General features: G+C 39.7%; 13 protein-coding genes. 2 read left to right on the top strand and 11 right to left on the bottom strand.

The features are described from left to right. Positions 1 to 102: 102 nt before the first annotated feature. Positions 103 to 1,002, top strand: a complete 900-nt coding sequence (gene purU, locus QFZ28_RS05815; RefSeq protein WP_307193770.1) for a formyltetrahydrofolate deformylase — start codon at positions 103 to 105, stop codon at positions 1,000 to 1,002. 48 nt (positions 1,003 to 1,050) lie between these two features. On the opposite strand, the gene sleB is transcribed toward purU, so the two are convergent. The 7 genes from sleB to QFZ28_RS05850 form a co-directional block, all read right to left on the bottom strand. Next, complete coding sequence (sleB, locus tag QFZ28_RS05820) at positions 1,051 to 1,770, bottom strand: spore cortex-lytic enzyme (RefSeq protein ID WP_307193771.1); 720 nt, start codon at positions 1,768 to 1,770, stop codon at positions 1,051 to 1,053. 124 nt (positions 1,771 to 1,894) lie between these two features. After that, positions 1,895 to 2,890 carry an NAD-dependent epimerase gene (locus QFZ28_RS05825; RefSeq protein WP_307193772.1) on the bottom strand — a complete coding sequence of 332 codons (996 nt, stop codon included), beginning with the start codon at positions 2,888 to 2,890 and terminating at the stop codon, positions 1,895 to 1,897. Next, the gene (locus tag QFZ28_RS05830) at positions 2,887 to 4,275 is read right to left on the bottom strand and encodes a hypothetical protein (RefSeq protein WP_307193773.1); all 1,389 of its coding nucleotides are present in this window, start codon (positions 4,273 to 4,275) and stop codon (positions 2,887 to 2,889) included. Before QFZ28_RS05830 ends, QFZ28_RS05825 begins: the two co-directional genes overlap by 4 nt. Continuing rightward, positions 4,275 to 5,336: a glycosyltransferase gene (locus QFZ28_RS05835; protein ID WP_307193774.1), complete on the bottom strand. Its 1,062-nt coding sequence runs from the start codon at positions 5,334 to 5,336 to the stop codon at positions 4,275 to 4,277. Before QFZ28_RS05835 ends, QFZ28_RS05830 begins: the two co-directional genes overlap by 1 nt. A gap of 156 nt (positions 5,337 to 5,492) precedes the next feature. Then, positions 5,493 to 6,095 carry an NADPH-dependent FMN reductase gene (locus tag QFZ28_RS05840; protein ID WP_307193775.1) on the bottom strand — a complete coding sequence of 201 codons (603 nt, stop codon included), beginning with the start codon at positions 6,093 to 6,095 and terminating at the stop codon, positions 5,493 to 5,495. Between the two features lie 311 nt (positions 6,096 to 6,406). Then, positions 6,407 to 7,249 carry an aldo/keto reductase gene (locus tag QFZ28_RS05845; protein ID WP_307193776.1) on the bottom strand — a complete coding sequence of 281 codons (843 nt, stop codon included), beginning with the start codon at positions 7,247 to 7,249 and terminating at the stop codon, positions 6,407 to 6,409. Position 7,250: 1 nt separating this feature from the next. After that, on the bottom strand, positions 7,251 to 8,483 hold the full coding sequence (locus QFZ28_RS05850) for an MFS transporter (protein WP_307193777.1): 1,233 nt from the start codon (positions 8,481 to 8,483) through the stop codon (positions 7,251 to 7,253). A gap of 175 nt (positions 8,484 to 8,658) precedes the next feature. Here QFZ28_RS05850 and QFZ28_RS05855 point away from each other — a divergent pair, with 175 nt between their 5' ends. After that, the gene (locus QFZ28_RS05855) at positions 8,659 to 9,027 is read left to right on the top strand and encodes a winged helix-turn-helix transcriptional regulator (protein ID WP_307193778.1); all 369 of its coding nucleotides are present in this window, start codon (positions 8,659 to 8,661) and stop codon (positions 9,025 to 9,027) included. A gap of 32 nt (positions 9,028 to 9,059) precedes the next feature. Here the strand turns inward: QFZ28_RS05855 and QFZ28_RS05860 are convergent, their stop codons facing one another. The 4 genes from QFZ28_RS05860 to QFZ28_RS05875 form a co-directional block, all read right to left on the bottom strand. Beyond that, positions 9,060 to 10,067, bottom strand: coding sequence for a FecCD family ABC transporter permease (locus QFZ28_RS05860; RefSeq protein WP_307193779.1), 1,008 nt, complete (start codon positions 10,065 to 10,067; stop codon positions 9,060 to 9,062). After that, positions 10,064 to 11,074 carry a FecCD family ABC transporter permease gene (locus QFZ28_RS05865; RefSeq protein WP_307193780.1) on the bottom strand — a complete coding sequence of 337 codons (1,011 nt, stop codon included), beginning with the start codon at positions 11,072 to 11,074 and terminating at the stop codon, positions 10,064 to 10,066. Before QFZ28_RS05865 ends, QFZ28_RS05860 begins: the two co-directional genes overlap by 4 nt. A 70-nt stretch (positions 11,075 to 11,144) precedes the next feature. Continuing rightward, positions 11,145 to 12,068, bottom strand: coding sequence for an iron-hydroxamate ABC transporter substrate-binding protein (locus QFZ28_RS05870; protein ID WP_307193781.1), 924 nt, complete (start codon positions 12,066 to 12,068; stop codon positions 11,145 to 11,147). Beyond that, entirely contained in the window at positions 12,019 to 12,864 is an 846-nt protein-coding gene (locus QFZ28_RS05875; RefSeq protein WP_307193782.1) for an ABC transporter ATP-binding protein, read from the bottom strand. The genes QFZ28_RS05870 and QFZ28_RS05875 overlap by 50 nt, the downstream gene beginning before the upstream one ends. Positions 12,865 to 13,067: the final 203 nt, after the last annotated feature.

Raw genomic sequence — 13,067 nt, forward strand, 5'->3', positions numbered from 1 at the left:
TATTTACTTGTGAAATAAAATTAGAATTTTCAATAAAAACTTCGCTTCTCTAGGCTGTCTGCTGTATAATCTTTTCTAATAATAAATAGAGGAGTTATGATGATGAATTCATACATAAAGGATCAATTAGAACAGTTCCAACAAGAGAACCGTAATCGTGGCCGTTTGCTTGTCAGCTGTCCGGATCAGCCGGGGATTGTTTCAGCCATCTCGCAATTTTTATTTTCGTATCAAGCCAATATCATCGAATCTAGTCAGTATTCAACCAATCCGGAAGGAGGAGAATTTTTTATCCGAATTGAATTTGAATGCCCGAATCTAAAGGAAAAGGCAAAGGATATGGAAGGGCAGTTTGCTCCGATTGCTGAGAAGTTTTCGATGGATTGGAAATTAGCGCATGTCTATCATGTGAAAAAAGCGGCAATCTTTGTGTCGAAGGAGCTTCACTGTTTGCTTGAATTACTTTGGGAATGGCAAAGCGGTGATTTAATGGCGGATATTGCGCTTGTCATCAGTAACCATGAGGAGGCAAGGGAGGCGGTTGAAGGATTGAATATCCCGTTTTATTATATTCCCGCAAATAAGGATATTCGTGAACAGGTCGAATCCCAGCAGCTTGAACTGTTGAAAGAGTATGAGATTGATTTAGTAATATTAGCGCGTTATATGCAAATTCTGACTCCTAAATTTGTTGCTGCCAATCCAAAGAAAATCATTAATATTCATCATTCCTTTTTACCGGCGTTTATTGGGGCAAGACCCTATGAGCGTGCCCATGCCCGCGGTGTAAAGTTAATTGGAGCAACCTCTCATTATGTAACCAATGACCTTGATGAAGGACCAATTATTGAGCAGGATATTGCCCGTGTCGATCATCGTGATGATGTCGATAATCTGAAAAAGATTGGCCGCAGAATAGAAAGAAGTGTCTTGGCTCGGGCGGTTAAATGGCATATCGAAGACCGGATTATTGTCCATCAAAATAAAACCATTGTTTTCTAATAGACAAAATAAGGCTGACTCTAAGGTTGGAAATGAGTCAGCCTGTTTTTATTTACAAAATATATGTTTACCGATTTTCTTGATTTGAGGGCGGCTCCATATCCAGCTGCTTGTTGCTGTATCCGGATTAAAATAATAAATGGCGTTTCCGCTAGGATCCCATCCGTTTACTGCATCCAAAACGGCTTTCTTTGCCGTTTCATTGGGTGTTAAATTAATTTGTCCATCGGCAACAGCAGTGAAGGCTCCTGGTTCATAGATAACGCCGGCAACGGTGTCCGGAAATGAAGCGCTTTGAACTCGATTTAGTATAACAGCGGCCACAGCGACTTGACCAATATAGGGTTCTCCTCGTGATTCTCCGTATACGGCGTTCGCCATTAATTGGATATCGTTTTGACTGTACCCATTAGGAACATTGGCGCTAGTACTACCTGAACTGCCTTGCTTTTCATATTTTGTTGCTTTTACAAGCATGGCCTTCGTTTGTGCCCCGACAATCCCATCAACAGGAAGACCAAACTGATCTTGAAAATTCCGAACTGCCCAATATGTACCCCATCCAAAAACCCCGTCAATTTTACCTTTATAAAAGCCATTATAGGAAAGGCGTGATTGCAGTTCAATCACATCTTCCCCCGAGGAACCTTGCTGGAGTACCTGGTTAGTAAATGCTTGAATATCCTTACTTTGATCGCTATTGGCTAAAGATGTTACAGTTAGAAAAATCATAATCAGCAATATCTTCAAGATTGCTTTCCTCTGCACAGGTTCAACCTCCTAACGATTTTATAAAGCAGTATAATACTATACTTTGATATTTTTTACATTTCTATGTACTAAATAGACAAGAGACCGATTAAATAACCGGTCTCTTGATTTGAGAAAGATCTTATTTATGGTATTTTTTATACCATTCTACGAAATGACCCAACCCGATTTCTAATGGGGTAGAAGGGGAGAAACCGGCCGCTTTCTGCAGGTCGGTAATATCTGCATAGGTCTCTTTTACATCTCCAGGCTGCATAGGGAGAAATTCAATCTTTGCTTTTTTTCCAATGATATTTTCTAAGGTGTTTATAAAATCCATTAATCTGACGGGGCTATTGTTGCCAATATTATAGACTTTGTAGGGAGCATGACTTGTACTTGGGTCAAGGTCTCGGTTTGGATCTGGCTCAGGCGGCTGTTCTAGTAATTTTAGAATACCTTCGACAATATCATCAATATAGGTGAAATCCCTGCGCATGTCGCCATTATTGTACACCTTTATCGGATTCCCTTCGATTATATTCTTTGTAAAAGAATAATAGGCCATATCTGGTCTGCCCCAAGGTCCATACACGGTAAAGAAACGAAGTCCAGTAGTCGGGATATTGAATAAATGACTGTAGGTATGTGCCATCAATTCATTCGCTTTTTTTGTAGCCGCATAGATACTAATCGGATGGTCAACAGGGTCTTGGGTAGAGAATGGTGTTTTGGTATTGGCTCCATATACAGAACTAGAAGACGCATATAGCAAGTGCTCCACTTGATAATGCCTGCAGGCCTCTAAAATATTCACAAAACCTACTAGGTTGGAATGAACATAGGAGTGTGGATGGGTGAGACTATAACGGACCCCGGCCTGCGCAGCTAAATTTATCACAATGGGGATAGTATGACTCTCAAAAATTTTGTTTAAGCCTGCTGAATCGGCTAAATCTACTTTGTAAAAAGTAAACTTTTCGTCATTCTCCAGCTGTTTTAGCCTCTCACTTTTTAGACGAACATCGTAATAGTCATTAAGGTTGTCCACACCGATTACGTGATGACCTTCGGCTAACAAACGTTTAGAAAGATGGTACCCAATAAAACCTGCCGCACCTGTCACTAAAATGTTCATTTTTTATCCGATCCTTTTTTACGATCATTTCCCTTTTTTATATCCTTGTTATCCCTCTTACCGCCGTGCTCCCTTTTTTGACTGTTACGATCATGCCCTTTTTTATGGTCGTGGTCCTTACCATGACCCTTGTCCTTTTTATGGCCATTCCCTTTTTTACTGCTGCGATTTTTTATTACTGGCAAAACAGTAGGAATGTCCTTAATTTCCATTTGTACTTCCTCTTCGGTAAGTGGGATAGGCGTTTTCGTCCATTCCGCATGTGTGGCAGCATCTAGAACCTTTACTTGCTCAAGGAAATCAGTCAGGAAACCTCTTTCATGAAGGTTTTGAAAAAGTTCAAGAGGTCTTTCTTGCAGACGAGAGTATGAGTAGACATGGTCAACCATTTTAAAACCATTGTTAGTGACAAATACATGTCGTAAAGGGGCATCTATTTGTTTAAATCCAGCCTGTTTTTGGGAGGTTAGAATGTCTAATAAGAGTTTTGTCACGACGGGTGGAAGGGTGGTTTGTTTCTTTAGAAAGGTGTTTAAGTCTGGTCCCACAAAATATTCCATGACAACGTAGTTATTTCCGCTTTCATAAACTTTTGGAATAAAGGAAAGGTCCTGATTAGCCAATAAAATGGTTTTTTCCATTTCGCAATGTCCTGGTTTTCCATAGATTTTTACGCATTTATCCTCAGCAATACGATAGACCGCACCTTGATGACCTGCACCAATTAATGTTTGCGAGATGACACTATCCACTTTTACTCTTTCACCATCTCCTCCTGAGAAGACGGGAATGTTTCGGTAATCTATTTTGTTTTCATCAAAATATCTCTGCCATGTTTCATATGTGTCCGGTTCTAATTTTCTTACTTGAGATAGGAAGGATTCTTTTAGTAACATCATGTTTAAATCTCTCAATAATTTAAGTGGTACCGGATGTATGCGCTTGAAGGCATTTACATGGTCAATTACCTTAAGTTCTTCATTTTCAAGGACGAAAATATCCCGTAACGGAGCATCAACCATTGTGAACTGTGCCTTTCTCATTTCACCTAAAATATACAGAAGTTTTCTTGTAATCGATTCTGGGATAAAGGTACAATTCCGGATGTATTCCTTCAACGTTGGTGCATTAAAGTATTCCATGACGATATAGTTTTCACCATATTCATATAATCGTGGAAAGAACGATAAGTGCTGTCCTGCTTTTAATGCTTCTAATTCCATTTGGGCCTGCAGGGTATTAGAATAAATTTTTACACAGCGCTCTTCGGATAATTTAAAGACAGCACCCAGAGCACCCATTCCGATTAAAGGATAGTTAGTGGGGTTGTCGATTAATAGTGTTTTTGGTCCTTTGGTTACTTTAATTAATCTGAAATCTGCCATTATGATCCCCCTAACAATTCATCATAATATTTGGCCTGCAAGAGAAGCTGCTTACTTTGGTCAAAATTTTGTTCTACGTTTTGACGAGCGGCTAGGCTATAGCCTTCCCATAGGTGTCTATTCAGTAACATAAATTCTAATGCTTGAGCAAGATGGTCAACATCGTTTTCGCGTACTAAAATACCATCCTGATTGTTGGTGATGATTTCCGGAATACCAGCATGATTCGTGGCGAGAACAGGAATACCAGTTGCCATAGCTTCTTTAATGGTATTTGGAATTCCTTCTACATCTCCATTAGATGCCGTTAAACTTGGGGCGCAAAATATATCAGCTTTTCCCATTAACTCCGGAACTTGGCTTTTTGGCACACGATTTAGGAGGCGGAAGGATGTACCTAAATTCAGCTGCGCGGCTAGGGATTTAATATAGCCTTCCAACTCACCGCCGCCAATAATGGTAAGGGTAGCTTTTGGGAATTTGGATTTAATCTTTTTAAACGCCTGCATTAAGACATGGTGCCCTTTCTTTTCTACTAATCTTCCAATCGAAACAATGTTTTGTGAGCCTTGTAGATTTGGCCCCTTATAAGGGAAAAGGTTAAGGTCTACTCCTCCATAGAGAACCCTGATTTTTTCCGCGGGACATCCCCATAAATGAATACGATGTGCTAGATACTGACAAACTGGGAAAAAGCGCTCTCCTTGTTCAAAAAGCATTTTCATGCCATCTAAATAGCCGACTGGCTGATTGGCAAGGGTTGCATCTCTGCCACGGAAGCTGGTTACGAGCGGCAGATTGGTTTCTTCCTTAAATGGTAGTAATAATAAACCTAATTGGCCATGGTGGGCATGCATCAATGATATTTTGTTTTCTTCTACATATTCTTTTGGCGAGAAAACTTCACTTAGATAGTGAACCTTATCGTTTAGAAGCGGCAGATTAACCATATACTTCGGCTGCCTGACTAAATGAATATAATCATAGCCAGGGACTTCCCGAATCTGGGGAATATATTGAGTCGGGTCCACCCTTAGGTTTAAATGGATTACTTTAGGCAATTGTCATTCTCCTTTCAAAATAATATCTAAATTTTATAATCCTCTAAAAATAAGGTATGCATTTTGAAAGGCAAGGCTTGGACAAACTGGTAAAAACAGAAAATGCGCCACAGTCAATAAAGACTGTGGCGCATTTTAAGAACCATATTTATAAAATTATCTTAGTGTTTTTAAAGCTCCGCTCCAAGCGATTACTTCATCAAGCATTGCTGTCATGTTGGTTTGGTGTAGATCTTGAGGTTTGAAGACACTTCCGTTTTCAAAGTCTGTGAATAAAGACAATGTTGGATGTGTACGAACGTCAGCCACTTTTACTTCACCAAGGATTCCACGTAAATGTTCTGCAGCACGCGCTCCGCCTGTTGAACCGTAGCTTACGATACCAGCAGCTTTGTTGTACCAAGCTTCACGTGCAAAATCAATTGCATTTTTTAATGCGCCAGTAATGCTGTGGTTGTATTCTTGAACAACGAATACGAATCCATCTAAACTCGCAAGCTTTTCATTCCAAGCAGCAATTCCTGGTTCTGTTCCATCAGTAGCACCTAAGAAAGGCAGGTTGTAATCTGCGATATCAACGATTTCATAATCTGCATCTCCGCGCCCGTCTGCGATTCCTTTTACCCATTCTCCTACTTGCGGGCTAACACGTCCTTGACGTGTGCTTCCTAAGATAATACCGATTTTTAATTTTGGATTTGTCATTGTTTCTTCCTCCTTAGTAGTTGTTGTACCAAATAATTTGTTAAAAAAACCCATGATGTCCACCCCTTTTGTTTATTTTTTATTTTATTTAGGTTTTTTTTGATTTAAGTGATTTGAATTAAAATATATTCAAATTTATTATTTTTAATTCGAGATAAATATATAACAGATTTATCTCAATGTCAAGAGATTGAATTCATTAAAAAGATTTATGAAGCCCAAACTTAGCTTGGGAAAATGAAAGTGGTCCTCATGAAGGGGGCATGAATCCCATAAAAGATTAGGGAGAGTTTAAAATCTGAATTTGTTAAAAATATATAAAAAGATTTATGGCGCTCCCTTCTTAAGGAGCGCCATAAATCTTTTTAAAAATCAAAGTTGTCAGGGTCTGGACCTACTCGATGATTTTCATTTAGACCACTAATTTTGTTCATATCTTCTTTTGAAAGCTCAAAATCAAATATGGATGCATTTTCAATAATTCTGTGTTCTTTGGTGGATTTTGGTATTGTTACAACGCCATTTTGTAAATCCCAGCGTAAAATGACTTGAGCGACAGTTTTGTTATATTTGTTGGCTAGTTCCTTTAGTAAAGGGTTATCAAATAATTGACCCTGCATTAAAGGCGACCAGGCTTCAAATTGAATTCCATTGCGATCACAAAAGGCTTTGACCTCCTGCTGAGTTAACCGTGGATGGTATTCAACTTGATTGACCATGGGTTTCACTACGGCAACTTGCATTAATTTTTCTAAGTGGTGAACTTGGAAGTTACTAACACCAATTGCTCTGACTCTGCCTTCTTTATAAAGAGTTTCTAATACCCGCCATGCCTCTATAAATTTATTCTCTACAGGCCAATGAATGAGGTATAGATCAAGGTAGTCGAGACCTAGTTTTTTTAAGCTTGCTTCATATGCGGCTATGGTTGCTTCATAATCTAAATCAGAATTCCAAACTTTTGAGGTAATAAATAATTCATCTCTCGTAATACCGTATTCGTTGATTGCCTCACGAATTGCCTGTCCGACTCCTTCTTCATTACCATAAATAGCGGCTGTATCAATACTGTGGTAACCTTGTTTAATCGCAAATTTCACAGCATGAACTAATTCAGGACCTTCTTCTACCTTAAATACACCAAGACCGAACCAAGGCATTTTTACACCATTATATAAAGTAGTTGTTGCTTGTAAGTTTTTTGTCATCTTATTGAACCTCCATTTTTTGATTTGAAAATAAACACTGGTTATCAATAACGGTTTTGTCTTTTTCTTCAAGCTTTCGGCTCCAGCCAGTAAGGAAGACAGCGCCAAGAACCATCAGGGATCCAATCCAAGTGGTATGGATTAATCCAATTGAATCAGTTATGATTCCACCCAAATAGGAACCACTCGCGATCCCTGCATTAAACGCAGCAATATTAAGGGCAGAAGCTACGTCTACAGCACTTGGCACATACCGCTCTGCCAGCATCACCACATACACTTGTAATCCAGGTACGTTCATAAAAGCAAGTATCCCCATAAAGAAAATCGTGATTAATCCTGCTATTTTAAATGGTGCGGTAAACATTAAAATAAATAGAACAACAGCTTGGACGATAAACATATAGAATAGGGCCTTAATCGGATTTTGATTAGATACCTTTCCTCCAATCATATTTCCAATCGCAATCGCAATCCCATAACCAAGTAGAATGGCAGCTACCGTTCCTTCTTTAAAGCCTGTGATATCCTGCAGGATTGGAGATAGATAAGTAAACACTACAAACGTTCCTCCATATCCTAAAGCTGTAATGATAAATACAAGTAAAAGTCTGCCATTTGTGACTATTTTGATTTGATCACGAAAAGATGAAACAGTACCTTTTCGTAAAGACGACGGAACCAGGATGCTATTCGCAAGGAATGCAATGCTTCCGACAACAATAATCAGAATAAACGCCATTCTCCAGCCAAATTGTTGACCTATAAAGGTACCAAACGGAACACCAGTTACCGTGGCAACGGTTAGTCCGGTAAACATAATGGAGATTGCACTGGCTCTCTTATTTTCTGGTACTAAATCAGCTGCGATGGTAGAGCCGATTGACATGAAAATACCATGTGAGAGGGCAGAGATAACGCGCGCCGCCAAGAGTACGCCGATGCTCGTTGCACTTGCCGCCAGACCATTTCCGATAATAAAAATGACCATGATCCACAGTAATAATGATTTCCGTGACATACTAGAAGTAAGAGATGTCAGAATCGGTGCTCCGAAGGTTACACCTAGTGCATATAAGGAAACCGTTAAACCGGCAGTTGTAACGGGTATTTCTAAATCATTTGCAATTAACGGTAAAAGTCCGACACTGATAAATTCAGTGGTTCCAATTGCAAAGGCACTAATGGCTAATGCCAGCAGTGCAAACAAACTTTGTTTATTATTGAAAGACATGTGTTGTCTCCTCCTTATGAAAATTTTTGAACGATTTGCTTGGTACAGCTCAATCGATAAATGTTATTATGGGATATAGTGAAACATTAGTGAAGTACGCACTTTAAAGTGATATAGATACTTTCAGGTAATATAGGTACCAAAAAGTTCCTATTAGTGAGGAGGAAATTTACGTATGAAACAAAAGAAATATAATATATCTGTTGAAGCAACATTAGAAGTGATTGGTGGCAAGTGGAAGTGTGTGATTCTCTGTCATTTAACCTACGGCAAAAAACGAACAAGTGAATTGAAACGCTTGATGCCTGATATAACGCAGAAAATGTTAACGCAGCAATTACGTGAATTAGAGGAAGATGGAGTCATTAACCGAATCGTTTATAATCAAGTTCCTCCAAAAGTGGAGTATGAGTTAAGTGAGTATGGCAGGAGTTTAGAAGGGATCTTAAATTCACTTTGCACATGGGGAGAAAAACATATTGCCAAAGTGTATGGAAGTTTGGATGTCTTAGAAGAAAACGTACTAAATGAACATTTAAAATAAAAAGGCGTATCCTTTTTTCAAGGATAACGCCTTTATTTTTTCAATAATAGATAGACAAAGTACGGTGCTCCAATTAGAGCAACCATGATACCGGCTGGGATACCCGCGGATTCCATAATATTTCTTCCCACAGTGTCGGCAAATACGAGCAGCCAGCCGCCAATGAGAATGGCAATCGGAATAAATAATTGATTTCGCGGTCCTACTAACGCTTTTGCCATATGCGGCGCCATTAAGCCGATAAAGGTAATTCCTCCCGTAACCGAAACCGCTGAGGCAGCAAGGGCAACGGCAGTTATAAGAAGAACAATCCGTTCTTTTTCAATCGAAACTCCGACTCCGATTGCAACGGGTTCACTTAGACTTAGCAGATTCAATCGATTAGCTTTGTATAAGGTAAAAGGAAGCAGTACAACCAGCCAAGGGAGGAGTGCCCAAATAAATGGCCAATCGGTTCCCCAAATATTCCCTGCTAACCATTTAGCAATAAAATCGACTTTTTCGCGTTCAGCAGAAGAAATCAGGACGATCATGGCTCCGGAAAGTGCCATGGAAAATCCGACCCCGATTAACACCAGCCGTACCGGCTGCATTCCTTCTGTTTTGCTGTACGCGAATATATAAATAAGAATGGCAGTCAGCAATGCTCCGACAAACGCAACTAGCGGCAGCATGTAGACAAACGAACCTGAATCGATTGGAAAAAACAGAAAGAAAACAGTGACAGCAACACCCGCACCAGAGTTAATCCCGATTATACCAGGGTCAGCTAAATCATTACGGGTGATTCCTTGTAAAATAGCCCCTGATAAAGCTAGTGCCATTCCAGCTAAGAGGGTAATGATGATTCGCGGTAATCGAACCGAAAATAACACAAATTCCTCTTTAAACGTACCTTGACCAAGAAGGGCAGGAATCAGCCTGTCGTATGACAGAGAAGCATAACCTAACCCCATCCCAATCACGAGCGTTACGATAATTAATGCAAATAAACTTCCTAAAATGATACGTTGTTTTCTTAGTAACGAGGGATGGATCATGAGAATGCCTTACCTCCTTTACGGACAATCACAAGAAAGAAAGGTAAACCCAAGGTTGCCACAATCGCCGCCACAGGTGTTTCAAAGGGAGCATTCATGGTCCGGCCAAGTGTATCGGCAAAAAGCATAAAGGTAGCTCCAGAAATCGCCGTCATTGGGAGAATAAAACGGTAATCGGTCCCGACCATTGCTCGAACAACGTGGGGAACCATTAAGCCTAAGAATGCCATATTTCCGATGAGGGCAACAGAAGCACCAGCTAATAAAATGATTGCGATAAAGAGAATCACCTTTATTTGTGTTGTTTTTTGACCTAATCCAACCGCGACTTCTTCATTTAAACTAAGAATCGTAAGCTGCCTTGATAAAAAGAAAGAAACTAGTAACCCAACCAGGATGAAGGGAACAATAATCTGAAGCTGCCCCCATGTCGTGCCAACCATACCTCCAGCGGTCCACATCGAGACATTTTTCGATATTTTAAAATAAATACCAATTCCTTCTGCAATGGCATATAGAAAAGCAGAAACGGCTGCTCCGGCTAAGACAATTCTTAACGGAGAAAAGCCGCCTTTTCTCATCGCACCGATACCGAACACCATGGTTGTTCCTGCCGCTGCTCCAATAAAACAGGCAATGGTGACGCTGAAATAATTTGCTGAAGGTATAAAAGCAATGATGAATGCAAGTGCGGCATTTGCCCCAGCGGTTAAACCCAGTAATCCTGGATCAGCAAGTGGATTCCTAGTGATTCCCTGCATAATTGCTCCGGAGACGGAAAGGGCAGCCCCAACGACGATGGCAGCGATTTCACGGGGCAGACGAATTTCACGAATGATGGATATCTTTTCACCCTTTGCATCCGAAAATAGAGCCTGCCATACATGGTGGAGAGAAATATCTGCTGCTCCCATGGTCATGGATAGGACAAACATCGCGGCAAATACAAGCAATCCGATTATCAGTTTAAAGCCAAAAGGAATGGAACGTCGGTTTTCTTTCATCATAACTCTCTCATCTTTTCTTTCATAGAATAGGGGGAAAAGGAATCCTGTCCAAAGGATTCCTTTTCTAATATTAATTACCTGAAAATGATTTCTTAATGAATTCTAGCTGTTTTTCAAGTGTGATTGGATCACTGAAGGAAGCACCTTGCCCATTCATTTCAAAAACGCGATTGTTTTTTACGGCCGGAATGTTTTTGTATGTTTCGGTTTCTTGGAAGGAAGTATCAGCGTCTGAGTATTTACTCAAGATCATATAATCCCCTGCATACTCAGGAATTACTTCCGCAGATAAAGTAAAGTAGCCTGATGATTCAGCAACTTCTTTTACTTTTTCAGGCATTTTTAGTTTCATAGCCTGATAAAGGATTTCTGTTCCGCGTGCCCAGTTGCTTCCGAATACATAGAGATCTTTACCGTAGCTTTCCATAACGGATACGGTTGCATCTTCACCAATTTTTGCACGGATTTCTTCTCCGGCTGCTTCAGCTTCTTTTTTAAAGTTGTCAACCCAGCTTCGCGCTTCTTTTTCTTTATTTAATAGTTTTCCAATTTCTAAGTGCTGTGTTAAATAATCAACTTTGCCCCAAGTGTACGTGACAGTAGGAGCAATTTCCTTTAACTTATCTACATTCTTAATATTAGATAAACCAATAATTAAGTCTGGTTCTAATTCAATAATTTTTTCGAGGTCTTCATCGGATACCTCTGCAACATCCTTTAATTCTTTTTCAAATGTCGGGTTATTCTTTGACCAAGTATCGACACCAACCACATTCACGCCTAAATCGATGACATTACCAGTGAAACCGGAAAGCATAATGACACGTTTCGGATTTGCAGGAACTTCAATCGGTCCATTTTCAGATTGATAAGTGATCGTTTCAGATTCTTTTCCAGCTGGTGCTGCATTTTCCTCTTTTTTGGTTGTTTCGGTACCGCAGGCACTAATAATTAACACTAAGAGCAGAATAAATGGCAGTAGTAGTTTTTTCATCTTTTGTTTCTCCCTTTAGTAGATTGTAGGTTATACACATTGGTTTTTTTGTACGTGGATCATGACCGATTAAGGCGTCAATATTAAATACCTTTTTCAGCACTTTATGGCTGATGACTTCTTCACAACTTCCTGCTTTTACAATTTCACCGTCTTTTAAGGCAATAATATGATCGGCAAAACGTGCAGCTTGGTTTAAATCATGAAGGACCATGACAATCGTCCGCTCCTGCTCGTGATTTAATTTTTGAAGAAGCTCTAAAACTTCTAATTGATGGGCCATATCCAGGTAGGTCGTTGGTTCATCCAGGAAAATAATTTCCGTTTCTTGTGCCAGTGCCATCGCAATCCATACTCGCTGACGCTGTCCGCCTGATAGGGCGTCAACAGGACGGAACTTATAATCAATGGTTCCTGTTACTTCCAGGGCCCAGTCAATCACTTCATAATCCTTTTTGGTTAGGCGGCCAAACCCTTTTTGATAAGGGAAGCGGCCATAAGATACAAGCTCTCCAACAGTTAGTCCACTTGCACTTTCTGGTGTTTGCGGAAGAATAGCCATTTGCTTCGCTAGAATCTTCGTGTTTACTTTTGAAATATCTTTTCCGTCCAAAAGGATAGACCCAGATTGGTGCGAGATGATTCTTGTAATTGCTTTCAAAAGTGTCGATTTTCCGCAGCCATTCGGACCGATGATGGTTGTGATCTTTCTATCTGGAATTTCAATGCTTAAACTTTTGACAATTAAACGTTCACCATAGCCAATGCTTAGGTCATCAGTAGAAAGGCGAACCATTGTAATCCTCCTTTTGTTTCAGTTGATAGTTCATAATTGATAATGATTATCAGTTTTGTTATGACATAACTATAAAGGTGAGTGATAATGATTGTCAATTACAAATATGTGAAAAATTTGTTAGCGTTTCATAGTGTTTATTTATAAGAGTCTCATTTCCTTATGAAATATAGGTTTGTAGTATATTTTTATCTGTCAAAAAA

Origin of the sequence: Neobacillus niacini, from assembly GCF_030817695.1 — a bacterium.
GTDB lineage: Bacteria > Bacillota > Bacilli > Bacillales > Cytobacillaceae > Neobacillus > Neobacillus niacini_F.

Coding starts and splice junctions, on each gene's coding strand:
- QFZ28_RS05850 (WP_307193777.1), bottom strand. CDS start 8,483: ATGTCTTTCAATAATAAACAAAGTTTGTTTGCACTGCTGGCATTAGCC.
- purU (WP_307193770.1), top strand. CDS start 103: ATGAATTCATACATAAAGGATCAATTAGAACAGTTCCAACAAGAGAAC.
- QFZ28_RS05870 (WP_307193781.1), bottom strand. CDS start 12,068: ATGAAAAAACTACTACTGCCATTTATTCTGCTCTTAGTGTTAATTATT.
- QFZ28_RS05840 (WP_307193775.1), bottom strand. CDS start 6,095: ATGGGTTTTTTTAACAAATTATTTGGTACAACAACTACTAAGGAGGAA.
- QFZ28_RS05845 (WP_307193776.1), bottom strand. CDS start 7,249: ATGACAAAAAACTTACAAGCAACAACTACTTTATATAATGGTGTAAAA.
- QFZ28_RS05860 (WP_307193779.1), bottom strand. CDS start 10,067: ATGATCCATCCCTCGTTACTAAGAAAACAACGTATCATTTTAGGAAGT.
- QFZ28_RS05875 (WP_307193782.1), bottom strand. CDS start 12,864: ATGGTTCGCCTTTCTACTGATGACCTAAGCATTGGCTATGGTGAACGT.
- QFZ28_RS05855 (WP_307193778.1), top strand. CDS start 8,659: ATGAAACAAAAGAAATATAATATATCTGTTGAAGCAACATTAGAAGTG.
- QFZ28_RS05825 (WP_307193772.1), bottom strand. CDS start 2,890: ATGAACATTTTAGTGACAGGTGCGGCAGGTTTTATTGGGTACCATCTT.
- QFZ28_RS05830 (WP_307193773.1), bottom strand. CDS start 4,275: ATGGCAGATTTCAGATTAATTAAAGTAACCAAAGGACCAAAAACACTA.
- QFZ28_RS05865 (WP_307193780.1), bottom strand. CDS start 11,074: ATGATGAAAGAAAACCGACGTTCCATTCCTTTTGGCTTTAAACTGATA.